23 protein-coding genes are annotated in these 23,606 nt (G+C 64.8%); 15 read left to right on the forward strand and 8 right to left on the reverse strand.

The features are described from left to right. Positions 1 to 98 precede the first annotated feature (98 nt). Genes J2X38_RS10815 through J2X38_RS10825 form a run of 3 tightly spaced genes read left to right on the forward strand, consistent with a single transcriptional unit; the run spans position 99 to position 2,845 of the window. On the forward strand, positions 99 to 767 hold the full coding sequence (locus J2X38_RS10815; protein WP_310253924.1) for an alpha/beta hydrolase: 669 nt from the start codon (positions 99 to 101) through the stop codon (positions 765 to 767). Then, positions 764 to 1,684: a cysteine synthase A gene (gene cysK / locus J2X38_RS10820; RefSeq protein ID WP_058538371.1), complete on the forward strand. Its 921-nt coding sequence runs from the start codon at positions 764 to 766 to the stop codon at positions 1,682 to 1,684. The genes J2X38_RS10815 and cysK overlap by 4 nt, the downstream gene beginning before the upstream one ends. A gap of 9 nt (positions 1,685 to 1,693) precedes the next feature. Then, positions 1,694 to 2,845, forward strand: a complete 1,152-nt coding sequence (locus J2X38_RS10825) for a cell wall hydrolase (protein WP_310253927.1) — start codon at positions 1,694 to 1,696, stop codon at positions 2,843 to 2,845. A 433-nt stretch (positions 2,846 to 3,278) separates the two neighbouring features. Here J2X38_RS10825 and J2X38_RS10830 read toward each other — a convergent pair whose 3' ends face one another. The 5 genes from J2X38_RS10830 to J2X38_RS10850 all read right to left on the reverse strand — a co-directional run bounded on the left by J2X38_RS10830 (position 3,279) and on the right by J2X38_RS10850 (position 9,305). Beyond that, on the reverse strand, positions 3,279 to 4,418 hold the full coding sequence (locus tag J2X38_RS10830; RefSeq protein WP_137888579.1) for a zinc-binding dehydrogenase: 1,140 nt from the start codon (positions 4,416 to 4,418) through the stop codon (positions 3,279 to 3,281). A 221-nt stretch (positions 4,419 to 4,639) separates the two neighbouring features. Further along, positions 4,640 to 5,383 carry a 3'(2'),5'-bisphosphate nucleotidase CysQ gene (locus J2X38_RS10835; RefSeq protein WP_310253930.1) on the reverse strand — a complete coding sequence of 248 codons (744 nt, stop codon included), beginning with the start codon at positions 5,381 to 5,383 and terminating at the stop codon, positions 4,640 to 4,642. A 10-nt stretch (positions 5,384 to 5,393) separates the two neighbouring features. After that, entirely contained in the window at positions 5,394 to 7,295 is a 1,902-nt protein-coding gene (gene cysN, locus J2X38_RS10840; RefSeq protein WP_310253932.1) for a sulfate adenylyltransferase subunit CysN, read from the reverse strand. Next, positions 7,295 to 8,221: a sulfate adenylyltransferase subunit CysD gene (gene cysD / locus J2X38_RS10845; RefSeq protein WP_405053451.1), complete on the reverse strand. Its 927-nt coding sequence runs from the start codon at positions 8,219 to 8,221 to the stop codon at positions 7,295 to 7,297. The genes cysN and cysD overlap by 1 nt, the downstream gene beginning before the upstream one ends. Before the next feature lie 181 nt (positions 8,222 to 8,402). Beyond that, the gene (locus J2X38_RS10850; RefSeq protein WP_310253937.1) at positions 8,403 to 9,305 is read right to left on the reverse strand and encodes a LysR family transcriptional regulator; all 903 of its coding nucleotides are present in this window, start codon (positions 9,303 to 9,305) and stop codon (positions 8,403 to 8,405) included. A 102-nt stretch (positions 9,306 to 9,407) separates the two neighbouring features. Here J2X38_RS10850 and J2X38_RS10855 point away from each other — a divergent pair, with 102 nt between their 5' ends. Genes J2X38_RS10855 through J2X38_RS10875 form a run of 5 tightly spaced genes read left to right on the forward strand, consistent with a single transcriptional unit; the run spans position 9,408 to position 12,016 of the window. Next, positions 9,408 to 10,577, forward strand: a complete 1,170-nt coding sequence (locus tag J2X38_RS10855; protein ID WP_310253939.1) for an isovaleryl-CoA dehydrogenase — start codon at positions 9,408 to 9,410, stop codon at positions 10,575 to 10,577. Then, entirely contained in the window at positions 10,574 to 10,921 is a 348-nt protein-coding gene (locus tag J2X38_RS10860; protein ID WP_310253941.1) for a hypothetical protein, read from the forward strand. Before J2X38_RS10855 ends, J2X38_RS10860 begins: the two co-directional genes overlap by 4 nt. Beyond that, a complete protein-coding gene (locus J2X38_RS10865; RefSeq protein ID WP_310253943.1) occupies positions 10,918 to 11,343 on the forward strand; it encodes a VOC family protein in 426 nt (141 codons plus the stop codon). The genes J2X38_RS10860 and J2X38_RS10865 overlap by 4 nt, the downstream gene beginning before the upstream one ends. After that, complete coding sequence (locus tag J2X38_RS10870; protein ID WP_310253945.1) at positions 11,340 to 11,732, forward strand: VOC family protein; 393 nt, start codon at positions 11,340 to 11,342, stop codon at positions 11,730 to 11,732. The genes J2X38_RS10865 and J2X38_RS10870 overlap by 4 nt, the downstream gene beginning before the upstream one ends. After that, positions 11,729 to 12,016 carry a hypothetical protein gene (locus J2X38_RS10875; protein WP_310253947.1) on the forward strand — a complete coding sequence of 96 codons (288 nt, stop codon included), beginning with the start codon at positions 11,729 to 11,731 and terminating at the stop codon, positions 12,014 to 12,016. Before J2X38_RS10870 ends, J2X38_RS10875 begins: the two co-directional genes overlap by 4 nt. Before the next feature lie 20 nt (positions 12,017 to 12,036). Here J2X38_RS10875 and J2X38_RS10880 read toward each other — a convergent pair whose 3' ends face one another. Beyond that, a complete protein-coding gene (locus J2X38_RS10880) occupies positions 12,037 to 14,118 on the reverse strand; it encodes a M13 family metallopeptidase (RefSeq protein WP_310253949.1) in 2,082 nt (693 codons plus the stop codon). A 146-nt stretch (positions 14,119 to 14,264) separates the two neighbouring features. On the opposite strand from J2X38_RS10880, the gene J2X38_RS10885 reads away from it, so the two are divergent. The 7 genes from J2X38_RS10885 to J2X38_RS10915 are packed head-to-tail and all read left to right on the forward strand — an operon-like array spanning position 14,265 to position 20,108. Beyond that, positions 14,265 to 15,863, forward strand: a complete 1,599-nt coding sequence (locus J2X38_RS10885; RefSeq protein WP_310253951.1) for a carboxyl transferase domain-containing protein — start codon at positions 14,265 to 14,267, stop codon at positions 15,861 to 15,863. Between the two features lie 2 nt (positions 15,864 to 15,865). Beyond that, a complete protein-coding gene (locus J2X38_RS10890; RefSeq protein WP_310253953.1) occupies positions 15,866 to 16,210 on the forward strand; it encodes a DUF3088 domain-containing protein in 345 nt (114 codons plus the stop codon). After that, a complete protein-coding gene (locus J2X38_RS10895) occupies positions 16,207 to 16,512 on the forward strand; it encodes a hypothetical protein (protein WP_310253956.1) in 306 nt (101 codons plus the stop codon). Before J2X38_RS10890 ends, J2X38_RS10895 begins: the two co-directional genes overlap by 4 nt. Further along, positions 16,509 to 18,347 (forward strand): acetyl/propionyl/methylcrotonyl-CoA carboxylase subunit alpha, encoded by a 1,839-nt coding sequence (locus tag J2X38_RS10900; RefSeq protein WP_310253958.1) that lies wholly within the window; start codon positions 16,509 to 16,511, stop codon positions 18,345 to 18,347. The genes J2X38_RS10895 and J2X38_RS10900 overlap by 4 nt, the downstream gene beginning before the upstream one ends. Continuing rightward, a complete protein-coding gene (locus tag J2X38_RS10905) occupies positions 18,344 to 18,802 on the forward strand; it encodes a GNAT family N-acetyltransferase (protein ID WP_058538355.1) in 459 nt (152 codons plus the stop codon). Before J2X38_RS10900 ends, J2X38_RS10905 begins: the two co-directional genes overlap by 4 nt. A gap of 2 nt (positions 18,803 to 18,804) precedes the next feature. Beyond that, complete coding sequence (locus J2X38_RS10910; protein WP_058538354.1) at positions 18,805 to 19,257, forward strand: MaoC family dehydratase; 453 nt, start codon at positions 18,805 to 18,807, stop codon at positions 19,255 to 19,257. Then, positions 19,257 to 20,108 carry a CoA ester lyase gene (locus tag J2X38_RS10915; protein ID WP_310253961.1) on the forward strand — a complete coding sequence of 284 codons (852 nt, stop codon included), beginning with the start codon at positions 19,257 to 19,259 and terminating at the stop codon, positions 20,106 to 20,108. Before J2X38_RS10910 ends, J2X38_RS10915 begins: the two co-directional genes overlap by 1 nt. Before the next feature lie 122 nt (positions 20,109 to 20,230). On the opposite strand, the gene J2X38_RS10920 is transcribed toward J2X38_RS10915, so the two are convergent. Together J2X38_RS10920 and J2X38_RS10925 are read right to left on the reverse strand one after the other, a co-directional pair. Then, complete coding sequence (locus J2X38_RS10920; protein WP_310253963.1) at positions 20,231 to 21,727, reverse strand: phospholipase D-like domain-containing protein; 1,497 nt, start codon at positions 21,725 to 21,727, stop codon at positions 20,231 to 20,233. Positions 21,728 to 21,772: 45 nt separating this feature from the next. After that, complete coding sequence (locus tag J2X38_RS10925; protein WP_310253965.1) at positions 21,773 to 23,575, reverse strand: acyl-CoA dehydrogenase C-terminal domain-containing protein; 1,803 nt, start codon at positions 23,573 to 23,575, stop codon at positions 21,773 to 21,775. Between the last annotated feature and the right edge of the window lie 31 nt (positions 23,576 to 23,606).

Here is a 23,606-nt window from a genome sequence, read left to right on the forward strand (position 1 = left end):
TCCTTTCGTCAAAAGCATATTGTCAATTTAATCAGTTGAGTTAAATAAGGCTCACCCGTCACCGCGGTTCCCCTCTCTCCCCCGATGGAGCGACCGCCATGCACAATTCGAATATCCGCCACAAAATCCTGACCATTCCCGGGCTTTACAACAGCGGCCCGACCCATTGGCAAAGCCTGTGGGAGCGAAGCTTCGCCCGCTGCGAACGAATCGAACTCGGCGGGTGGGACGAACCCGTGAAAGACGAGTGGGTCGAGAAGATCGCCGCCGCGATCGATGCCGAACATGAACCCGTCCTCGTTGCGGCACACAGCCTTGGCTGCCATGCCTTTGCCCATTGGTTCGCCGCCGCCAGCAGCGTCGCACGCGACCGGATCGCCGGCGCGCTGCTCGTCGCGCCGCCCGACCTGACGCAGCTCAGGCGCGACACGCGGGTCGAAAGCTTTACCGACTCGCCGCCGCTTTCGTCGCAGACGCCGATGATCGTCGTAGCCAGCGATGATGATCCTTATGCCAAAACCTCCTATGTCTGGCGCCTGTCGCGGCACTGGGACGCGCGGTTCGTCAACGCCGGGCCGTTCGGCCATATCAACGCGGACTCGGGCATCGCGGACTGGCCTTATGGACAGTATCTGCTCGCCTCGTTACAACCCGCGACCACGCCGGCGCTGGCGGACGAGGCGCTCTGGCTGCGTGCCGGAGACTGGCCAAATCGTGTCCGCCGCGACCCGCGGTTCGAATTCAAGGAAAGAGCGCACCGATCATGAAAGCCAATTCGATCCTCGACACCATCGGCAACACGCCGCACATCCGTGTCGCCAAGCTGTTCCCCGACGCCGAAGTCTGGGTGAAGTCGGAACGCAGCAATCCCGGTGGATCGATCAAGGATCGAATCGGCCTTGCGATGATCGAGGCCGCCGAAAAGGACGGCAGCCTGAAAGCCGGCGGCACCATCGTCGAGCCGACGTCGGGTAACACCGGCATCGGCCTCGCGATGGCCGCCGCGGTCAAGGGCTACAAGCTCGTGCTCGTCATGCCCGAAAGCATGTCGGTCGAGCGCCGCCGCTTGATGCTCGCCTATGGCGCGACCTTCGACCTGACGCCGCGCGAAAAGGGCATGAAGGGCGCGATCGAGCGCGCGATCGAACTGGTGGAGACGACCCCCGGCGCGTGGATGCCGCAGCAGTTCGAGAATGAAGCCAATATCGACGTTCACGTCCGCACGACGGGTCCCGAAATCCTCGCCGATTTCAAGGACAGCCCGATCGATGTGCTGATCACTGGCGTCGGCACCGGTGGGCATATCACGGGCGTTGCGCAGTTCCTGAAAGGACATTGGCCGAACTTGAAGGTCTATGCTGTCGAGCCCGATCTCTCGCCGGTGATTTCGGGTGGGCAGCCCGGACCGCACCCGATCCAGGGCATCGGTGCAGGCTTCATTCCGCGCAACCTGCACACCGACCTGCTCGACGGCGTGATCAAGGTTGACGCCGCCGACGCCAAGACTTTCGCACGCCGCGCCGCGACCGAGGAGGGCATGCTTGTCGGCATCTCGTCGGGCGCGACGCTCGCGGCGATCGCACAGAAGCTCGCCGAACTTCCCGCGGGGAGCCGCGTGCTCGGTTTCAACTATGACACCGGCGAGCGTTACCTGTCGGTCCCCGATTTCCTCCCGGAGATCTGAGGACCGCTCGTGCATCCCCCAGACGATCAAACGGCGTTGCCCCTGCGGCGCGACTGGACGGGCTGGTTGTTCGTCCTGATCGTGGTCGCGGCGGTGGTGGCGGTGATCTATGCGAGCCATTCGACCGGCACGCGAAAGCATGCGGCGCATCGGCAACCGGTGGCGCCGCCCGCCGACATCGTGCCCGAAGTCGAGCCGATGGTGCTGGCGCCGGTCACCGAAGACGACGCGCGCGCGCAGAACGCCGAGGTCGCGCTGATTACGAAGGGCTTCGTCGCGGCGCGACCGTTCGTTTATGCGGGCGGCGGCGACGCGAAGGCCCGCGCCCGCGACTGCCTTGCCGCCGCGATGCTTTACGAGGCGGGCGACGACGCCAAGGGACAGCAGGCGGTCGGTCAGGTCGTGATCAACCGCGCCCGGCATCCCGCCTTCCCCAAATCGATCTGCGGCGTGGTGTTCCAGGGTTCGGAACGCACGACGGGGTGCCAGTTCACCTTTACCTGCGACGGGGCATTGAACCGCCGCTATTCGGACGCGGCGTGGCAGCGCGCGCGGGGCAATGCCGACATGATGCTGTCGGGCGGCACCTATCCGCCCGTCGGCCTCGCCACCCATTATCACACCGACTGGGTCCGCCCCTATTGGAGCGACAGCCTCGAGAAGATCGCGATCGTCGACACCCACCTCTTTTTTCGCTGGCCGGGCTATTGGGGCACGCCGGGCGCTTTCCGTGGCGCGGTGTCGGGAAGCGACGGTCCGGTGGCGAAGCTCGCGGCGATATCGCCGCTGCACGCGATGGCACTCGGCTTGCCGGTCGAAATGGCGGGCGTCGATGCCAATGCCGCGGTCGGCGAAGCGCGCGTCGTCGCCGGCGCGGGCGAGAGCGCGGGCCGCGACACCATCTACACCCAGCTCGACCGCAAGGCCGCGCCCGAGAGCTTCGTCACCACCGCGCTCCGGCTGTGCGGCGACAAGCCCTATTGCAAGTTCATGGGCTGGACCAATCCGGTGTTGAAGCCTGACAGCGACGCGATGAGCGACACGCAGCGCGCGGCGATGACCTTCTCCTACCTCCGCGACGACAAGGCCGGGTTCGAAAAGGCGCTGTGGAATTGCAGCGAATATAAGCGCGACGATGTGCGCCAGTGCATGAAACGCTGATTCAGGAAATGGCGGAATTCCGCCTAACTTCACTCTGAAATCGCACTTCGTTCGGCGATAAAGCCACAAAAGCCCCGCATGCACGCATGCGAATTGTGGCTTTTGTGGCTTTAAGGCGGCAAATGATACCAATGCGCGCGTCGAAAATATCGCCTTTGTCGCACGCAGCAGACCGAGTTTCTACGAAATCAAAGAGCCAGAGCCGACGCTGACATATGGAAATAATGTAGGAAAGCTGTGTTTTGTGGGTCGTGACCGAGCGGGGATGGGAAGCGGTCCGCGCACCCTTTCCCTTCGTCACCCCGGACTTGATCCGGGGTCCCGCTTGAGACCGACGCCAGCCGACGCATAAAAAAGCGGGATCCCGGATCAAGTCCGGGATGACGAGAGTACGGGGTGTCCGCTTCCGGTCGTGACCGGACGCAACCCCATCCTACCCGTGCGGCTTGATCAGATATTTCTCGCCCGTGCGCTTCGCATTATACGCCTGCGCCGTATCGACATTCAGCGCCTCGGTCAGCGAGATTTCGTGGCTGTAGTGGCTCTTGAACGTCGTCGTCAGTTCATCGACGACGCGTTTCCGCATCCGCCCGACGGTCTCCATCCCCGCCTTCGCCATGAACGGCGTCAGCAGGAAGCCGCCGAGCGCCCAGGTCAGACCGAAGCTCCGCGCCGAGAAGGTCGTCGGCGACAGGTCGAGCGCGCCATAGATATAGACCTGCTTGAACGTGTCCGAGCCATAGCGGCTGTAGGTCGTCATGCGCTTGACCGCCGCGGCTTCCATCGCGGTCAGGATCTGGCCCGCGAGCTTGCCGCCCCCCGTCGCGTCGAAGCCGATCGTCGCGCCGGTCTCGACGATCGCGTCGACCAGTCGCTCCATGAAATCGTCGGCGCTGCTGTTGACGATATATTTCGCGCCGATGCCTTTCAGTATCTCGACCTGCGCGTCGCTGCGCACGATGTTGACGAGCGGGATGCCGTCCTTGGCGCAAATCTTGACGAGCATCTGACCGAGGTTCGAGGCCGCGGCGGTGTGGACGATCGCGCTGTGATTCTCCATCCGCATCGTCTCGGTGAACGCGAGCGAGGTCAGCGGATTGACGAAGCAGGAGGCGCCGTCGGCGGGATCGGTGCCGTCGGGGAGCGGCATCACCATCTGCACCGGCAGGCAGCGATATTCGGCATACATTTCGCCGCCGAGCAGCGCGACGGTCTTGCCCAGCAGCGCCTGCGCCTCGGGCGTGTCGCCCGCTGCGACGACGGTGCCGCAGCCTTCGTTGCCGATTGCGAGGGCATCGCCGATGCGGCCGCCCATTGCGCGCATGCCCGCGGGCGGGACGTCAGCGGTGATCAGCGGCTGGCCGTCCCTGGTCGACGCACGCGCGGTCGACATGTCGGCGCCGCCGAACAGCAGGCCGAGGTCCGACGGATTGATCGGCGCGGCGAGCACCTTTACCAGCACCTCGTGCGGTTTCGGCGTCGGCATCGGGCGCGGTTCAAGCGACACCTCGAGCTGCCCTTCGGGCTTCACAAGCGTCAGCATGGTGAGGTTGGTTTCAGGCAGGTCGGTCATCGCGCATCTCCCGTCGCTTTTCGGTTTCTCGATGCAACGGATTAGGATGTTGAGCCGAGGCTGGCAATCACGAAACCTTCCCCCTCGATGGGGGAAGTTGGATGGAGGTGACGGCGCGTCGTTGAACGGTCGCCTCAGGCCGAGACCGCACCCCGACCGCTGCGACTAGCCAGCAAGCTGGCAAGTCTCGCTGCCTCCCCCATCAAGGGGGAGGGAAATCGTCAGTCCGGCGAAAACTCTGCCGCGAGCCGCAGCACCTCGCCCGCGAGTTCGGCGCGGCAGATCAGCAGGTCGGGCAGATAGGTGTCAGCGTTGTTGTAGCGCAGCGGCGATCCGTCGACCCGGCTGACGTGCAGCCCCGCCGCCTGCGCAACCGCGACGGGCGCACAATTGTCCCATTCATATTGGCCGCCGGTGTGGAGATAGATGTCCGCCTCGCCGCGCACCACCGCCATCGCCTTGGCGCCCGCCGAGCCCATGGCGAGCAGTTCGGCGCCGATCCGTTCGGCGACGAAGACGGCTTCGGCAGCGGGGCGCGTGCGGCTGACGAGCATCTTGAGCGGGTTGTTTGCAGGCTGGAGCGATGCGGGTGCGGCCGACGTCAGCGTCAACCCAAGGCCCGGCAGGGCAACCGCGCCGACGCTTGCCATGCCATCGACCGCAAGCGCGACATGCACCGCCCAATCGTCGCGGCCCTCGCCATATTCGCGCGTGCCGTCGAGCGGGTCGACGATCCAGACGCGGCTCTGGCCACAGCGCGCCACATTGTCCTTTTCTTCCTCGGACAGCAGCGCGTCGTCGGGACGCGCGGCGCGGATTTCGCGGCACAGCATCGCGTTGGCGGCTTCGTCGCCCGCTTGACCCAGCGCTTTCCCGTCGAGGTCGCCCTTTCCGCGCAGCTCGAGCAGGATCGCGCCCGCGGCGGCCGCGAGCCTTTCGGCGAGTTCGGCGTCACTTTCAGCCATATTGTTCCAATTATCCCAGCAGGCGATCGATGATGAGGTCGGCCGCTTCCTCGGGCGTCATCGCGGTCGTGTCGATGCGAATTTCCGGGCTCTCGGGCGCCTCATAAGGGCTGTCGATGCCGGTGAAATTCTTGAGCTGCCCCGCGCGCGCCTTTTTATAGAGGCCTTTGACGTCGCGCTTCTCGGCCTCGGCCAACGGTGTATCGATGAAGACTTCGATGAACTCGCCCTCAGGCAACATGCTGCGCACCATTTCGCGCTCGACGCGGAAGGGCGAGATGAAGGCGGTGATGACGATGAGGCCGGCGTCGCTCATCAGCTTCGCAACCTCGCCGACGCGGCGGATATTCTCGATCCGGTCGGCCTCGGTAAAGCCGAGGTCGCGGTTAAGGCCGTGGCGGACATTGTCGCCGTCGAGCAGGAAGCTGTGCCTGTTCATCCGGTGCAGCTTTTTCTCGACGAGGTTCGCGATCGTCGACTTGCCCGATCCCGACAGCCCGGTGAACCAGAGCAACGCGGGCCGCTGGTTCTTGAGGCTGGCGCGCATGTCGCGGTCGATGTCGGTCGCCTGCCAATGGACATTCTGCGCGCGGCGGAGGCTGAAGTGCAGCATGCCCGCGGCGACCGTCGCATTGGTGAGCTTGTCGATCAGGATGAAACCACCGAGCGTCCGGTTGTCGCCATAGGCCTCGAACACGATCGGCTTGTCGGTCGACAGCTCGACGACGCCGATACCGTTAAGGTCGAGCGTTTTCGCCGCGAGATGGTCGAGCGTGTTGACGTTGATCTCGTACTTCGGCTGCTGGATCGTCGCCGAGACGGATTGTGTCGCGAGCTTGAGCCAATAGGCCCGGCCCGCAATCATCGCCTCGTCGGCCATCCACACCAGCGTTGCCTCGAACTGGTCGGCGGCCTCGGGCGGCGCGTCGGCGGCGGCGATGACGTCGCCGCGCGAGCAGTCGACCTCGTCGGCGAGCGTCAGCGTCACCGACTGGCCTGCGACGGCTTCGCCCAAGTCGCCATCGAGGGTGACGATGCGGTCGACCGTCGTCGTCTTGCCGCTCGGCAGAATGCGCACGGCGTCACCGGGCCGGACCTTGCCGCTCGCGAGCTGGCCCGAGAAGCCGCGGAAATCGAGGTTCGGGCGGTTGACCCACTGCACTGGCAAGCGGAAGGGCTTGGCTTCGTCGGCGGCGGCTCCGATCTCGACATTTTCGAGATGTTCGATCAGCGCCGGCCCCTTGAACCACGGGGTGTTGTCCGAGAGCGCAGTGATATTGTCGCCCTTGAACCCCGAAATCGGGATCGCGGTGAAATTGGTGATGCCGATCTCGCTCGCGAAAGCGCGGTACGCCAGCGTGATGCGGTCGAACACACTCTTGTCATAGCCGACAAGGTCCATCTTGTTCACCGCGAGCACGATATGCTTGATGCCGATCAGGTGCGCGAGGAAGCTGTGGCGGCGCGTCTGCGTGAGCACGCCCTTGCGCGCGTCGATCAGGATCACGGCGAGGTCGGCGGTCGAGGCGCCGGTGACCATGTTGCGCGTGTACTGCTCATGGCCCGGGGTGTCGGCGACGATGAACTTGCGCTTCTCGGTCGTGAAAAAGCGATAGGCGACGTCGATCGTGATCCCCTGCTCGCGCTCGGCGGCGAGGCCGTCGACGAGCAGCGCAAAATCGATCTCCTGCCCCTGTGTGCCGACGCGCTTGCTGTCGGCTTCCAATGCGGCGAGCTGGTCCTCGAAGATCATCTTCGAGTCATAGAGCAGGCGCCCGATCAGCGTCGATTTGCCGTCGTCGACCGAACCGCAGGTGATGAAGCGCAGCAAAGATTTCTGCTGATGCTGTTCGAGATAGGCGTCGATATCCTCGGCGATGAGGGCGTCGGTGACGTAGATGGGGTCGGTCATCAGAAATACCCCTCCTGCTTCTTCTTCTCCATACTGGCATCGCCGCCATCCTTGTCGATGATGCGGCCCTGCCGTTCGCTGGTCGTGGTCAGCAGCATTTCCTGGATCACCTCGGACAGCGTGCTGGCCTCGCTCTCGACTGCACCCGTGAGCGGGTAACAGCCAAGGGTGCGGAAGCGCACCGAGCGTTCCACCGGCGTCTCGCCGGGCAGCAGCGGGAAGCGGTCGTCGTCGACCATCAGGAGCAAGCCGTCGCGCTCCACCGTCGGGCGCGGTGCGGCGAAGTAGAGCGGGACGATCGGGATGTTTTCGCGCGCGATGTACTGCCAGATGTCGAGCTCGGTCCAGTTCGAGATCGGGAAGACGCGGATGCTCTCGCCCTTCGCCTTGCGGGCGTTGTAGAGGTTCCAGAGCTCGGGGCGCTGCTTCTTCGGATCCCAGCCGTGGGTCGCGGTGCGGAACGAGAAGATGCGCTCCTTCGCGCGGCTTTTTTCCTCGTCGCGGCGCGCACCGCCGAAGGCGACGTCGAAGCCGTGGAGGTCGAGCGCCTGCTTCAACCCTTCGGTCTTCCACATGTCGGTGTGGAGCGGACCATGGTCGAACGGGTTGATCCCGCGCTCCTTGGCTTCGGGGTTCTGATAGACGAGCAACTCCATCCCGCTTTCGGCGGCCATGCGGTCGCGCAGCTCGTACATCGCCTGAAACTTCCATGTCGTGTCGACGTGGAGCAGCGGGAACGGCGGCGGCGAGGGATAGAAGGCTTTGCGCGCGAGATGCAGCATGACGGCGCTGTCCTTGCCCACGCTGTACAGCATCACGGGCTTGGCCGCGTCGGCCATCACTTCGCGCATGATATGGATGCTCTCGGCCTCGAGCCGGTCGAGATGGGTCAGCTCCAGTGATTTTGTCTGTAACTCAGACGACAACAAACTCGCCTCCTCGCGCTTCCGCCGTGGAGAGCGGAATAGGGTATTTTTCATCTAGTCATACGTCCAAATGGACGGGGTGAAGGACGTCGCCGTACCGCTGCGTGATGCGAGGGGGCAAACGTTATGGCCTTTGGACGCTGCAAGCCAGACTTGGGGGTGCGGGTCTTGGGGGCGCGGGTCATGCGGCGGTATCGACCTTCATCTGCCGCCATTCGGCCGCGATCGCGCCGATCGTTTCGAGCGCGTGTGCGAGACGCGGCGCGATTTCGGGGAGCGTGCGCCAAGCGGGGTCGGCGATCAGCCCGAGTTCGCGGCGGAAATCATAGCCCGCGACCTTGAGCGGAACGATGCCGTCGATTGCGAGCGAGACGGGCGCTGTGGTGATCCCGATCCCCGCGGCGACCATGCGCAGGCAACGCTCGTCGCTTTCGCTGCGCAGCGCGAAGCGCGGACGGACGCCGTGGCGCGTGAAGAAGCGGCTGGTCGCATCGAGGAATTCGCACGAGCGGCGCGCGATCATCGTTTCGGCGGCGAGTTCCTCGGGGCCGACCTCGATGCGCCCGGCGAGCGGATGGTCCGATGCGATGAACATCGCGAGCGGTTCTTCATAGAGCGGCATCACATGGTCGCCGCGCTCGCCCGGCCGCAGCGGGACGAGCGCCATGTTGATGCGGCCGCTGCCGAGCGCGGCGCGCAGTTCGGAGTCGCTGTTTTCGACGAGTTCGATCGCAAAGCTCGGCCGCAGCGCGGCGGCGATCGCCTGCAGCAATTCGGCGGGTGCCGAGCGGATCACACCGAGCTTGAGTTCGCTCGACCGGGGGTCGCTCTCGCGCTCGAAGCTGTCGGCGGCGCGAAAGCCGCGCTCGAGATCGCGCGCGATCGGCAGGAAGCGCCCGCCCGCCTCGGTCAACCGGATCTGGCGGCGGTTGCGAATGAACAGTGCGGTCCCGACCAGCTTTTCGAGCTCGGCGATGCCGGTCGACAGCGCCGGCTGGGTGACGCGGATGCGCAGCGCCGCCTGCGTAAAGCTGCCGGCGTCGACGACGGCGAGGAACTGGCGGATATGCGTGCGCTTTATCATAAATTTTCCTTATGCCAAATCTCACCTCGTTTCAATTTCCCTATGCTGATATTTTGATGCACACTCGCGCGCAGTCCTGCCCCCTCGATCGATAGGTAATCCATGCGCGCCACCCCCGATTTCGATTTCGCGCTCGGCGAAACCGCCGACATGATCCGCGACACCACCGCCCGCTTCGCCGATGAACAGATCGCGCCGCTCGCCGCCAGGGCCGACGCCGACGACTGGTTTCCGCGCGACGAATTGTGGACGCAGATGGGCGACCTCGGGCTGCACGGCATCACCGTCGAGGAAGAGTTCGGCGGGCTCGGCCTCGGCTATCTCGAACATGTGATCGCGGTCGAGGAAGTGAGCCGCGCATCGGGCGCGATCGGCCTCTCCTACGGCGCGCATTCGAACCTTTGCGTCAACCAGATCCGCCGCTGGGGCAACGCCGCGCAGAAGGCGAAATATCTTCCCAAGCTGATCAGCGGCGAGCATGTCGGCAGCCTGGCGATGTCCGAGGCCGGCGCGGGCAGCGATGTCGTGTCGATGAAGCTGAAGGCCGAGCGCAAGGGCAGCGGATACGTCCTCAACGGCACCAAATTCTGGATCACCAACGCAACGCACGCCGACACGCTTGTCGTCTATGCGAAGACCAGCCCCGAGGCGGGATCGCGCGGCATCACGGCGTTCCTGATCGAAAAGGACATGCCGGGATTCAGCATCGGGCAGAAGATCGACAAGGTCGGCATGCGCGGCTCGCCGACCGCCGAGCTGGTGTTCACCGATTGCGAAGTGTCCGAAGAGCAGGTCATGGGTCCTGAGAATGGCGGCGTCGGCGTGCTGATGTCGGGGCTCGATTATGAGCGCGTCGTGCTCGCGGGGCTGCAGCTCGGGATCATGCAGGCGTGCCTCGATACCGTCATTCCCTATGTTCGCGAGCGCAAGCAGTTCGGCAAGCCGATCGGATCGTTCCAGCTGATGCAGGCGAAGGTCGCCGACATGTATGTGATGCTCCAGTCGGCGCGCTCCTATGTCTATAACGTCGCGAAGGCGTGCGACGCGGGGCAGACGACGCGCTTCGACGCCGCGGGCTGCATCCTGCTGGCGAGCGAGAATGCCGTGAAGGTCGCGGGCGAAGCGATCCAGGCGCTGGGCGGCGCGGGTTACACCAAGGACTGGCCGGTCGAGCGTTACTGGCGCGACGCCAAGCTGCTCGACATCGGCGCGGGCACGAACGAGATTCGCCGCATGCTGATCGGCCGCGAACTGATCGGCGCCGGCGCGTGATCTGGCTGTGGCTGTCGGCCGCCTTCATGGTGACGACGGCCATTGTGCATGGCGCTTTGGGCGAACGGCGGTTGATTGGACCGCTGATGATGCTCGATCAAGGCATCATGGGTGTCGATCTCGCGCGCAGGGTGTTTCGCCTCGCATGGCACGCGCTGTCGCTGCTGATGCTGGTATCGGCGGCCTCGGTCATCTGGCCGGGGACACCGCGCGAGCTGATCCTGCTGATCGGCGGCGCCTGGACCGCAACCGGATTGTTCGACGCGATCTACACGCGCGGCCGCCATATTGGCTGGCCTATCCTCACCGCTTCGGGCGTCTTCGCACTGCTGGGGGCGGCATGAGCGCGCGCGGGCTGGTCCATCATATCGACCTGACGGTCAGCGACCTTGCCCGTTCGCGCGTCTTCTACGAAGCCGTGCTCGGTTTTCTCGGCTACCGGCGCTCGGCCGATCACGACAATGGCAGCGACTGGGACCGCGTCGGCGAGCCCTTCCATTCGATCGGCATCGTGAAGGCGCGCGGCGACGGCGCCGGGCGCACGCATGATCGATACTCGCCAGGCCTCCATCATCTGGCGTGGACGAGCGACAGCCGTGCGGATGTTGACCGGCTGCACGCGCTGTTGCTGGAGATCGGCGCGACGATCCTCGACGCACCCGCCGATTATCCGCGCTATGGCCCCGATTATTACGCCCTCTTCTTTGCCGATCCCGACGGGCTGAAGCTCGAATATGTCCATGGCGCAACGGCGAGCGAGCGATGAGCGGGTTTCGCGTCTCAGGTTTCGACCATATCGTGCTGTGCGTCCGCGACGTCGCGGCGACGCGCACCTTCTATGAACGCGTGCTCGGCATGACTGCACGCGAGGAACGGCCGGGCAAATATTCGCTGCAGTTCGGCGCGCGCAAGATCAGCCTGCAGGATGCCGCGACCAGCCCAGCCATAGCGCGCGACACCGTGCCGGGCAGCGGCAATTTCTGCCTGCTCAGCGATACGCCGGTTGCCGAATGGCGCACGCATCTGGAATCCCAAGGCGTCGCGATCATCGACGCGGGATTGCGCGATGGCGCGACCGGGACAATCGACTCGCTCTATTTCCACGATCCCGACGGCAATCTGGTCGAGGTCAGCAATCTCATCGAGCCGCGATGAGCGATACATTGCTCACCGCCCTGCAATATTATGGTGCCGGCGCGGCGACCCTCGCGGCACTCGTTGTGTCGCTCAACCTCGGGCGGCGCTGGACCGGCTGGGCGTTCGTCGTCTTCGTAACGAGCAGCGCCGCGCTGATCGGCTGGGGTTTCCTGCAGCCCGATAGCGAGGGTATCGGGTGGCAGAACATCGCGCTGCTGATCATCAACGCGATCGGCGTCTATCGCTACCTGATCCTGAAGGAAAAGCCCGGCGCGCCGTCCGGTGAGGGCGAGGCGAAATGACGCCCCGCCCTTCCCGTTTCTCAACCCCAGACGCGGACGCGCTTGTCGGGCGCAAGGTACAGCTTGTCGGTCGGCTGGACGTTGAACGCCTTGTACCATGCGTCGAGGTTGCGCACTGTCAGCGCGCGGTACATGCCCGGCGCATGACCGTCGGTCGCGACGCGCGCGCGCAGCGCCTCGGCGCGCATCTTGGTCGCCCAGGTCTGCGCAAAGGCGATGAAGAAACGCTGATCGCCGGTGAAGCCGTCGATCACCGGCGCCTCCTTGCCACCCAGCGAGGCGCGATAGGCGTCGTACGACGCCTGCAGCCCCGCAACGTCGGCGATATTTTCGCCGAGCGTCAGCTTGCCGTTGACCGCGAGGTCGGGGAACGGCTTGTAGGTGTCGAACTGCGCCGCAAGCGCATCGCCCGCGGCGTCGAATTTCGCCAGATCCGCCGGGGTCCACCAGTTGCGCAGCGCGCCGGTCGAATCGAACGCCGCGCCATTATTGTCGAAGCTGTGGCTGATCTCGTGCCCGATAACGGCGCCGATCGCACCATAGTTGAACGCCGGGTCGGCCTTGGCGTTGAAGAAGGGCGGCTGCAGGATCGCGGCGGGGAAGTTCAGCGCGTTCTGGACGGGCAGGTTCACCGCGTTGACCGTCTGCGGGACCATCCACCATTCACCCTTGTCCATCGGCTTGCCGATCTTGGCGAGCTGGTGCGCATATTCGGCCTGTTGCCCCGCGACCTCGTTCGCATAGGCATTGGCGCTGACGGTGTAGCTGCCGTAATCGCGCCAGGTATCGGGGTAGCCGACGCCGACCGCGATCGTTTCGACCTTCTTGATCGCTTCCTTCTTGGTTTCGGGCGCCATCCAGTCGATCGTGTTCACGCGGGTCGCGAAGGCCGCCTTGATGTTCTTCACCATGTCGCCGACTTCGGCCTTGGCCGAGGCAGGGAAATATTTGTCGGCATAGGCTTTGCCCACCGCATCGCCGAGATAGGTGTCGAGCGCGTCGAGCGCGCGCTTGTCACGGCTGCGTTGCTGCGGCGTGCCCGCCATCGTCGTGCCGTAGAAGGTGAAGTGCGCGCCATCGATCGCGCTCGGCAGCACGTCTGCGTGGCTGTTGATCTGGTGGAAGGCGAGCCAGTCCTTCCACGCGTCGAGCGGTTCGGACGCGACGAGCGCCGACAGACCGGTGATCGCGTTCGCGTGATAGGCGCCGAACTTTGCCGCGCCATCGAGCTTCGCGGCGCTCATGAAGGCGGGCCAGTCGATGCCGGGTGCCTTCTTGGCGAAATCGCCCTTGGCCCAGACGTCGGCCGATTTGGTGAAGTCCTCGCTCTGTTCGCGGGTCGCATGCGCCTTGGCGATCTTGACCTCGAGATCGTAGATGCGCTTCGCCTTCGCGGCAGCGTCGCTCTGACCCGCGGCGGTCAGCAGCTTGGCGATATAGGCTTGGTACGCGGTGCGGATGCTCGCCATCTTGGGGTCAGCAGACAGATAATATTCGCGCTCGGGCATGCCGAGCCCGCCCTGCAGCAGATAGGGGATCACTTCGCCCGGGGTCGCGAGCCCCTGCGTCACGAAGACGCCGAAGAGATTCTCGGTGCCGAAATCGGTCGCGTTCAAGGGGTCGACGTCGGCGCGGAGCTGCTCGCCGAGGACCTTCGACAGCGCGGCCTTGTCGGTGATCGCGGCAAAGCGTGCGAGGTCGGCGGCGACGGGCTTCATGCCCGCGGCGTCGATCGCCTTGGTGTCGGTGTAAGCTTTATAGAAAGCGGCGATGCGGCCCTCGTTGGTATCGGCGGCTGCGTCGCTCTTGACGATCGCATCGACCAGTTCGCGGTTCCGCTTTTCGGTTTCGAGCTGCGCCACGTAAAAGCCACCGATCGACGAGCGGTCGGCGGGGATTTCGGTCGTCTTGTCCCAATTGCCGTTGGCATAGGCGTAGAAGTCGTCGCCGGGCTTCGCGGCGGTGTCCATCGCGGCCTTGCTGATCCCGATTTCGGTGCCCACGGTGTAGGCGGCGGAGCTGTCCTTGCCGCTGCTACAGGCGACGGGGCCCGCGAGAACCGCGGCGGTGGACAGAAGAACGGCAAAGACAGCTTTTTTCATGGAAATGACCTTGTTTTGTCACGGACAGGCAGGCGGCCGAGGCGTGCGAAAAACTGGTTTCAACGCCAACCATTTTCGGCCTGCTGCGCTTTTCAATCGACGAGCGACGGGTTAGTTCCGCACCGACTTCCAGGAGAGATGATACAGTGAGCGCACCGGTTCTTGGCACCAGCATCAACGCGGACAGCGACGAATATCGCACCCGCAGCGCGCACAACCGCGCGCTGACCGACGCGTTACGGACGGCGGTCGCCGAAGCGGCGCTCGGCGGCAACGAAAAGTCGCGCGAGCGGCACACGAGCCGCGGCAAATTGCTGCCGCGCGAGCGCGTCGAGCGGCTGCTCGATCCGGGCTCGCCCTTCCTCGAAATCGGCCAGCTGGCGGCGAACGACCTCTACCATGGCGAGGTGCCGGGTGCGGGCCTCATCTGCGGGATCGGACAGGTGTCGGGACGCCAGTGCATGATCGTGTGCAACGACGCGACGGTGAAGGGCGGCACCTATTACCCGATGACGGTCAAGAAGCATCTCCGCGCGCAGGAGATTGCCGAGGCGAACCGCCTGCCGTGCATCTACCTCGTCGACAGCGGCGGCGCGAACCTGCCGCATCAGGACCAGGTGTTTCCCGACCGCGACCATTTCGGCCGCATCTTCTTCAACCAGGCGAATATGTCGGCAAAGCGCATCCCGCAGATCGCGTGCGTGATGGGCAGCTGCACCGCGGGCGGTGCTTACGTGCCCGCGATGTCCGACGAGACGGTGATCGTACGCAACCAGGGCACGATCTTCCTCGCCGGCCCGCCGCTGGTGAAGGCCGCGACGGGCGAGGAAATCAGCGCCGAGGATCTGGGCGGCGGCGACCTGCACGCGAAGAAATCGGGCGTCGTCGATCATCTCGCCGAAAATGACGAACATGCGTTGACGATCGTGCGCGACATCGTCAGCCATCTGGGTGAGGACAAGGGGTTCGAGGTGCCGATGAAGGCCCCGCGCCCGCCCAAATATGACGGCGAAGAGCTATACGGCGTCGTCCCCGACGATGTCCGCGCGCCGTACGACGTCCACGAGGTGATCGCGCGGATCGTCGACGCCAGCGAGTTTCACGAGTTCAAGGCGAATTACGGCGCGACGCTCGTCTGCGGTTTCGCGCATATCTGGGGCATCCCGGTCGCGATCCTTGCGAACAATGGCGTGCTGTTCAGCGAAAGCGCGGTCAAGGGCGCGCATTTCATCGAGCTGGCGCAGCAGCGGCGCATTCCCCTGCTCTTTCTCCAGAATATCTCGGGCTTCATGGTCGGCGGCAAATATGAGGCCGAGGGCATCGCCAAACATGGTGCGAAGCTGGTCACCGCCGTCGCAACCGCAACGGTGCCCAAGATCACGGTGCTGATCGGCGGCAGCTTCGGCGCCGGCAATTACGGCATGTGCGGCCGCGCCTACTCGCCCCGCTTCCTGTTCAGCTGGCCCAACAGCCGGATCAGCGTGATGGGCGGCGAACAGGCGGCGAGCGTGCTCGCGACCGTCCACCGCGACGCCGACAAATGGACGCCCAAAGAAGCCGAAGCCTTCAAGGCGCCGATCCGCCAGAAATATGAGGACGAAGGCAATCCCTACCACGCCACCGCGCGCCTCTGGGACGACGGCATCATCGACCCCGCGCAGACGCGTGACGTGCTCGGGCTGGCCTTTTCCGCGACGCTGAACGCCCCGGTCGAGGACCGCGGGTTCGGCGTGTTCCGGATGTGACGATGCGCGACCGGCTCTTCCTTCTCGATCCGCTGTTCGAAGACCCGGCATTGCCCGGGCGGAATTTCTATTGCCGGGATTGCATTACCGTCGACGGGTTGCTCGCGGCCTATCCCGAACAGACAGCAAAGCTCGACATCATCCGCATCGGCTATCCGCGTCCACGAAATGCCGTGATCGCCGCGATCGGCGCGGCGAACCAGAATCTGCCCGTGCTGGTGTTAGCCGATGACGCGCCCGGCGAGCTCGCCGACGGCGAGCATCAAGGCACGCGCTTCGTGGGCGATTTCAAACGGCTGCTGCACGCGCTCCACGCCCGCCACGGTTTTCCGGAGGCGCATCCATGATCGCGCGGCGCTGGCACGGGATTGTCCCCAGGGACAAGGCCGAAGCCTATTTCAGGCTGATGCTCGACGTCGCGATTCCCGACTATCGGTCGGTCGCGGGCAATCGCGGCGCCTGGTGCCTTCGGCGCCCCGACGGCGATGTCGTCCATTTCGAGATGCTGACCTTCTGGGACGATCTCGAGGTGATCGAGGGTTTTGCGGGCACCCCGGTCGACGCCGCCAAATATTATGATTTCGACGATGACTTCCTGATCGAAAAGGAAGCGCATGTCCTGCATTTCGAAGTGAACGGAACCCTATGATCCAGTCCCTGCTTATCGCCAATCGCGGCGAAATCGCCTGTCGCATCATCCGCACCGCGCGCGCGATGGGCATAAGGACCGTCGCCGTCTATTCGGACGCCGATGCGAAGGCGCTGCATGTGCGCGAGGCCGACGAGGCGGTGCATATCGGGCCGTCGCCGGCGCGTGAGAGCTATCTGATCGGCGAGAAGATCATCGCTGCGGCGAAGGCGACGGGCGCCGAGGCGATCCATCCCGGCTACGGCTTCCTGTCGGAAAATGCTGAGTTCGCGCAGGCGGTGGCCGATGCCGGGCTGGTGTGGGTCGGACCGAAGCCTTCGTCGATCACCGCGATGGGTCTGAAGGACGCCGCGAAGAAGCTGATGGCCGATGCCGGCGTGCCGGTAACGCCCGGCTATATGGGTGAGAATCAGGACCCCGCCTTCCTCGCCGAACAAGCAGCCGAGATCGGCTATCCCGTGCTCATCAAGGCGGTCGCGGGCGGTGGCGGCAAGGGGATGCGCAAGGTCGATGCGGCAGCGGATTTCCTCGACGCGCTCGCCTCATGCCAGCGCGAGGCGGCGGCGTCGTTCGGCAACGACCATGTGCTGATCGAGAAATATATCCTGACCCCGCGCCATATCGAGGTGCAGGTGTTCGGCGACACGCACGGCAATGTCGTCCACCTGTTCGAGCGCGATTGCTCGCTGCAACGCCGTCACCAGAAGGTGATCGAAGAGGCCCCGGCCCCCGGAATGGACGAAGCGACACGCGCCGATCTCTGCGCCGCCGCGGTGCGCGCGGCGAAAGCGGTCGACTATGTCGGTGCGGGCACGATCGAGTTCATCGCCGACGCGTCGGAGGGTCTCCGCGCCGATCGCATCTGGTTCATGGAAATGAACACGCGCCTGCAGGTCGAGCATCCGGTGACCGAGGAAATCACCGGCATCGATCTGGTCGAATGGCAGCTGCGCGTCGCGTCGGGCGAACCGATCCCGCTGGCGCAGGACGAGCTTGCGATCAACGGCTGGGCGATGGAGGCGCGGCTCTATGCCGAGGATCCGGCGAAGGGCTTCCTCCCGAGCATCGGCATGCTCGAACTCTTCCAGCTCCCCGAGCATATCGGCCGCGTCGATACCGGCGTTTATGAAGGCGCCGAGGTCTCGCCCTTCTACGACCCGATGATCGCGAAGGTCATCGCCTGGGGCGAGGACCGCGAGGAAGCGCGCGAACTCTTGTCGGAGATGCTGGAGGACAGCGCGATCTGGCCAGTGAAGACCAATTCGGCGTTCCTGATCAACGCGCTCGATCATCCCGATTTCGTCGCGGGCACCGTCGATACCGGGCTGATCGGCCGCGACGGCGATGCGATGACCGAAGAGCCGGTGCCAACGGCGCAGGCGCTGACCAACGCCGCGATGGCGATGGTGCCGCGGTCGTTGCAGTCGGGCTTCCGCCTCAACGCACCCGATGTGCGCTCGGCGCCCTTCCTGCTCGACGGCAAGCGCGTCGAAGTCGAACTGCACGGCCCCGGCGCCGAGGAGCCGTCTCCAGCGATGCTCGTTGCGGAGGGCGGTTCGGTCTGGCAGCTGACGCCGTGGCGTGCCGAAGCCAGCGCGGGCGTGGGCGCAGGCGACGGCGCGATCCTGTCGCCGATGCCCGGCAAGGTCATTGCGGTCGAGGTCGCGGCGGGCGACAAGGTGACCAAGGGGCAGAAACTGCTGACGCTCGAAGCGATGAAGATGGAGCACAGCCTGACCGCCCCATTCGACGGCGTTGTGGCCGAGCTGAATGCGACCGCAGGCGCGCAGGTTCAGGTCGAGGCGCTGCTGGTGCGGATCGAGGCGGCGGAGTGAGCAACCTCGTCCTTCGCGACGCGGCGGTGGCCGACCTTCCCGCCATCCTCGCGATGCTCGCCGAAGAGACGATCCCTCCGGGGCGCGAAGCCGATCCGTCGGACCCGCGCTACCTTTCGGCTTTCGCGGCGATCGACGCCGATCCGAACCAGCGCCTGATCGCCGCCGAACTCGACGGACGCGTGGTCGGGACGATGCAATTGAGCTTCCTTCCCGGGCTGTCCTTCATCGGCAGCTGGCGCGGGCTGATCGAAGCGGTCCGCATCGTGGCCGACCTGCGCGGGCAGAAGCTCGGCGAGCACATGATCCTGTGGGCCGTCGAGCAATGCCGCGCGCGCGATTGCAAGCTCGTCCAGCTCACATCGTCGGCGACCCGCACCGACGCGCATCGCTTTTACGCCCGACTCGGCTTTGTCCAAAGTCATGTCGGCATGAAACTCCATCTAAGGGACTGAACATGGCAGGACGCTTTTTCGACGAATGGGCCATCGGCGATACGCTGACCCACGACATCCGCCGCACGGTGACCGAGACCGACAATCTGCTGTTCACCGTGATGACGCACAATCCGCAGCCTTTGCACCTCGACATCGAGGCGGCGAAGGCGTCGGAGTTCGGGCAGATCCTCGTCAACGGCACCTTCACCTTCAGCCTGATGGTCGGGCTGTCGGTCGGCGACACGACGCTCGGCACGCTCGTCGCGAACTTGGGGTACGACAAGCTGGTGATGCCGAAGCCGGTGTTCATCGGCGACACGCTGCGCGCGACAAGCGAAATCATCGGCCTCAAGGAATCGAAATCGCGGCCGAATGCGGGGATCGTCACCTTCCTCCACCGCGCGATCAACCAGCGCGATGAACTTGTCTGCCAGTGCGAGCGTTCTGCCCTTGTTCAGCGGAAGGCCAGCTAATGCGACTACGTTCCCTCCTCTTCGTCCCCGGCGACCGTCCCGAGCGTTTCGCCAAGGCTGCGGCGTCGGGCGCCGATGCGATCATCCTCGACCTGGAGGATTCGGTGTCGCTCGCAAACAAGGATGCCGCGCGCCACGCGATCGCCGACTATCTGGCGGGAACGCGCGAAGTCGTGACGCTGGTGCGCGTCAACCCGCTCGACGGGCATCTGACCGCCGCCGATGTTGCCGCAATCGCCGCGGCGCGGCCCGACGCGATCATGCTGCCCAAGGCCGAAGGCGCGCCGAGCATCGCACAGCTCGACACGATCCTGCGCAGCGAAGCCGCGCGCGATGCCACGCTACCGCCGATCCTGCCGATCGCGACCGAAACCGCTGCGGCGATCTTCACGCTCGGCAGCTATCGCGAGGCGAAGGACCGGCTGCTCGGGCTGACCTGGGGCGCCGAGGATCTGCCCGCCGCGATTGGCGCGACGACGAGCCGCGAGGCCGATGGCAGCTACACCTCACCCTATGAGGTCGCGCGCGCGATGACGCTGTTCGCCGCCCATGCCGCGGGCGCCGCGGCGATCGACACAGTGTTCCCGGCGATCAAGGACGAGGCGGGACTTTCTGCCTATGCGGCGCGCGCACGACGCGACGGCTTTACAGGGATGATGGCAATCCATCCCTCGCAGGTCGAGGCGATCAACGCCGCCTTCACGCCGTCGGCGGAAGAAGCCGCGCGCGCGCAGGCGATCGTCGACGCCTTCGCCGCCAATCCCGGGGTCGGCGTGTTGCAGGTCGACGGCAAGATGGTCGACGCGCCGCACCTCAAGCAGGCGAAGCATATTCTTTCGCTCGCGGATTAGGGGCTGACGGCTCCGTTCCGCCGCTTACGTCATCCCGGCGAAGGCCGGGATCTCACCGGTGCGGCTAACCCTCGACGTCGAGATCCCGGCCTTCGCCGGGATGACGATATGGAAGGGCTGACTCAGGTTTTTCTCCGCCCGAAGGGCCGGTGGTGCTTCATCCAGTTGCGGCCACGGTGCCAGCTCTTCTTGAGGCCGCGTTCGGTGAAGCCTTCGAACATCGCATCGGGACTAGTCGGATCGAGCACCTCGTTCTCGGCAATGAATTCGTCCATCGGCCCCGGGGGCACGAGGTCGAGCAGTTCGAGCGAACGCCCCTTGCCGCGCAGCGCCTCGATCGTGTCGATCAGCGAGCCGGTGCGCTTGAACGTCGCCGCGACCTCTTCTTCCTTCACATCGAGATGCTCGGCGATCAGCGACGTGCGCAGCCGTGCGATCGCGGGTTCGATGTCTTTATTTGCTGGCAGCGCGGCGTCGATCGTCACGTCGCACTCGCTGTCGAGCCCCATCGACCGGTTGTTCATATTCGCCGAACCGACGCGAATCATGCGGTCGTCGACGATCGCAGTCTTCGCGTGGACATAGATCGGCTCGCCGTGCCGGGTGCGCGGATAATAGACTTTCAGGCGGTCGCCATGCTTCGCCTTCGCAATCTCGCGCACCAGTTGGACGCGCGCGGCGTCCATCGCCATCTGCTCGAGCCAGCCGTCGGCGGTCTGCGGCATCACCATCACGAATTCGGGCGGATCATCCTCGTTCAGCCGCGCCGAGAGGGCGGCGGCGATCTTGCCGGAGGTGAAATATTGATTTTCGAAATAGATGAAGCGTGTCGCAGCCGCGATCATGTCGAGATAGAGCTGCTCGATCTCGTGGATTTCCTCATAGCCCTCATATTCGGCGCGCGTGCGCGAGATCGCGACATCGACGCCCTCGAAATCGGGTTCGAGATCATCGGGCCAATTCTCGCCATCACCCTTGACGTCGCGCAGCGGCTTTTTGGTCGCACGCTGCCAGCGCTCGTTGCCGAGCTCGGCGAGCGCGTTGCCGACGGGACCGGCGAGGATCATCGTCGAATCGTGCCAGGGCATATAGGCTTTACCGTCGGGCGCGGTGCGGTGCGCGTCGCCGTCCTTGTGATCGCGCGTATCCCAGCGGCGCGCGCCCACGTCGATCCCGCCGCAGACCGCGAGATGATCGTCGAACACCGCGACCTTCTGATGATGGCTGCACCCGACGGGATGCGCGCTGTCGAGGCGAAAGCTGATCGCGCGCGTCAGTTTCCAGCGTGCGATCATCGACAGGATGCGCGGCATCGCAAATTGCTTCAGCCCGCCGAAATTCCAACGCAATATGTCGATGTCGCGGTCAGGTTTTTCCTTGGCGAGCCGCAGCAGATAATCGCCGAGCGGTTCACCCTTGCCCTGCTTGTCGGGCTTCAGCGCGATGCGCGGATCGAAATCCCAGCCGATGAGCAGGATGCGCTCCTTCGCCTCGGCCATCAGCCGTTCGAGCAGCGCATAATAATCCGCGGCATCGACGATCATCCGCGCCTTTTCGGCGCGTTCGATGCGCCAGCAATTGCGGCCTTCGACGACGATTGGTGATAGCTCTGTCCCCATCGCCGCCACCACGCATGATGGCGGCGATAGTTGCAAGGGCTAACGTCAGGCTGCGACGAACTGTTCGGGCGTCAATGCCATCATCGCGTCGCTGCCCGCCTCGATCTTGCGGCGGAGCGAGCCCGCGTCGGGCAGGAAGCGTTCGGCGAAATAGCGTGCGGTGACCAGCTTGGCTTCTAGGAAACCCTTGTTGCCGCGGCCTTCGGCGAGCGCCTTGCCCGCCGCTTCGGCCATCATCAGCCACATCGAGCCGAGCGCGACGATCCCCAGGATATGCATATAGTGATGCGCGCCGGCGCCGACATTGTTCGGGTTCGCCATGCCATTCTGCATGAACCACATCGTCGCGGCCTTGAGCTCGCCGTTGGCTTTTTCGAGGCGTGTCGCGAAATCGGCGAGCGCCTCATTGCCCTTGGCGCGCGTGCATTCCTCGTCGACGATCGCGAAGAAGGCCTGGATGGCGCGACCGCCATTCTGCGCGAGCTTGCGGCCGACAAGGTCCATCGCCTGCACGCCGTTCGCGCCTTCATAGATCATCGTGATGCGGGCATCGCGGACATACTGGCTCATGCCCTGCTCTTCGATGTAACCGTGGCCGCCGAAAACCTGCTGCGCGTTGGTCGCGACTTCATAGCCCTTGTCGGTGCCAAAGCCCTTGATCACCGGCGTCAGCAGGCTGACGAGATCGTCGGCGCGCTGGCGTTCCTCCTCGCTCTCGGCGACATGCGCGAGGTCGACCTGGAGCGCCCCCCATGTGCAGAGCGCACGCAGCCCCTCGACCGTCGCCTTGCCGTCCATCAGCATGCGGCGCACGTCGGGGTGGACGAACAGCGGGTCGGCCTTTTCCTGCGGATCCTTGGGGCCGGTGAGCGCGCGGCCCTGACGGCGGTCCTGCGCGTACTGGACGGCGTTCTGATAGGCGACGTCGGCCTGGCCGAGCCCCTGGATACCGACGCCGAGGCGCGCGGCGTTCATCATCACGAACATCGCCGCGAGGCCCTTATTTTCCTCGCCGACCATCCAGCCCCTGGCGCCATCATAGTTCATGACACAGGTCGAGTTGGCGTGGATGCCCATCTTGTGCTCGATCGACCCGCACGAGAGCGTATTGCGCTCGCCGAGCGATCCGTCGTCGCCCACGATGAACTTGGGCACGATGAACAGCGAGATACCCTTGACGCTGTCGGGCGCGTCGGGGGTCTTTGCCAGCACAAGGTGGATGATATTGTCGGTGAGGTCATGCTCGCCCGACGAGATGAAGATCTTCGTGCCGGTGACCGCATAGCTGCCGTCGCCGTTCGGCACTGCGCGCGTGCGGATGAGGCCGAGATCGGTGCCGCAGTGCGGTTCGGTCAGGTTCATCGTCCCGCCCCATTCGCCCGCGATCATCCGGGGGACATAGGTCGCCTTCTGCTCGTCCGATCCTTTGACAAGGATCGCCGCGGTCGCGCCCTGCGTCAGCCCCGGATACATGGCGAACGCCTGATTGGCGGCGTTGCGATATTCCTCGACCGGAAATCCGATGACGTGCGGCAGCCCCTGCCCGCCGAATTCCTCCGGCGCGGTCAGCAGACCCCAGCCGGCTTCGGAATAGGCCTTATACGCTTCCTTGAAGCCCTTGGGCGTCGTCACCGAGCCGTCGTCGTGGCGCGTGCAGCCTTCGAGGTCGCCCGACTGGTTGATCGGAAACAGCACTTCCTCGCAGAACTTGCCCGCCTCGGTCAGCACCGCCTCGATCATGTCGGGGGTCGCGTTCGCGAAACCGGGCAGGTTCGAATAACGCTCGATCCCGAGCACGTCGTTGAGAAGAAAGAGGGTGTCCTGCACGGGAGCGCGATAGACGGGCATGGGTTATCCTTCTGAAAAGCAGCTAACAATG

The organism is Sphingopyxis sp. BE235 (genome assembly GCF_031457175.1).
Classification (GTDB): Bacteria; Pseudomonadota; Alphaproteobacteria; order Sphingomonadales; family Sphingomonadaceae; genus Sphingopyxis.

Excerpts from the sequence above, each read along its gene's own strand:
- J2X38_RS10830 (WP_137888579.1), bottom strand. The coding sequence starts at position 4,418 with ATGACCGACCTGCCTGAAACCAACCTCACCATGCTGACGCTTGTGAAG.
- J2X38_RS10870 (WP_310253945.1), top strand. The coding sequence starts at position 11,340 with ATGAGCGGGTTTCGCGTCTCAGGTTTCGACCATATCGTGCTGTGCGTC.
- J2X38_RS10920 (WP_310253963.1), bottom strand. The coding sequence starts at position 21,727 with ATGGGGACAGAGCTATCACCAATCGTCGTCGAAGGCCGCAATTGCTGG.
- J2X38_RS10925 (WP_310253965.1), bottom strand. The coding sequence starts at position 23,575 with ATGCCCGTCTATCGCGCTCCCGTGCAGGACACCCTCTTTCTTCTCAAC.
- J2X38_RS10915 (WP_310253961.1), top strand. The coding sequence starts at position 19,257 with ATGCGACTACGTTCCCTCCTCTTCGTCCCCGGCGACCGTCCCGAGCGT.
- J2X38_RS10910 (WP_058538354.1), top strand. The coding sequence starts at position 18,805 with ATGGCAGGACGCTTTTTCGACGAATGGGCCATCGGCGATACGCTGACC.
- J2X38_RS10855 (WP_310253939.1), top strand. The coding sequence starts at position 9,408 with ATGCGCGCCACCCCCGATTTCGATTTCGCGCTCGGCGAAACCGCCGAC.
- cysN (WP_310253932.1), bottom strand. The coding sequence starts at position 7,295 with ATGACCGACCCCATCTACGTCACCGACGCCCTCATCGCCGAGGATATC.
- J2X38_RS10835 (WP_310253930.1), bottom strand. The coding sequence starts at position 5,383 with ATGGCTGAAAGTGACGCCGAACTCGCCGAAAGGCTCGCGGCCGCCGCG.
- J2X38_RS10895 (WP_310253956.1), top strand. The coding sequence starts at position 16,207 with ATGATCGCGCGGCGCTGGCACGGGATTGTCCCCAGGGACAAGGCCGAA.
- J2X38_RS10880 (WP_310253949.1), bottom strand. The coding sequence starts at position 14,118 with ATGAAAAAAGCTGTCTTTGCCGTTCTTCTGTCCACCGCCGCGGTTCTC.
- J2X38_RS10900 (WP_310253958.1), top strand. The coding sequence starts at position 16,509 with ATGATCCAGTCCCTGCTTATCGCCAATCGCGGCGAAATCGCCTGTCGC.
- J2X38_RS10875 (WP_310253947.1), top strand. The coding sequence starts at position 11,729 with ATGAGCGATACATTGCTCACCGCCCTGCAATATTATGGTGCCGGCGCG.
- J2X38_RS10815 (WP_310253924.1), top strand. The coding sequence starts at position 99 with ATGCACAATTCGAATATCCGCCACAAAATCCTGACCATTCCCGGGCTT.
- J2X38_RS10850 (WP_310253937.1), bottom strand. The coding sequence starts at position 9,305 with ATGATAAAGCGCACGCATATCCGCCAGTTCCTCGCCGTCGTCGACGCC.
- cysK (WP_058538371.1), top strand. The coding sequence starts at position 764 with ATGAAAGCCAATTCGATCCTCGACACCATCGGCAACACGCCGCACATC.
- J2X38_RS10890 (WP_310253953.1), top strand. The coding sequence starts at position 15,866 with ATGCGCGACCGGCTCTTCCTTCTCGATCCGCTGTTCGAAGACCCGGCA.
- J2X38_RS10865 (WP_310253943.1), top strand. The coding sequence starts at position 10,918 with ATGAGCGCGCGCGGGCTGGTCCATCATATCGACCTGACGGTCAGCGAC.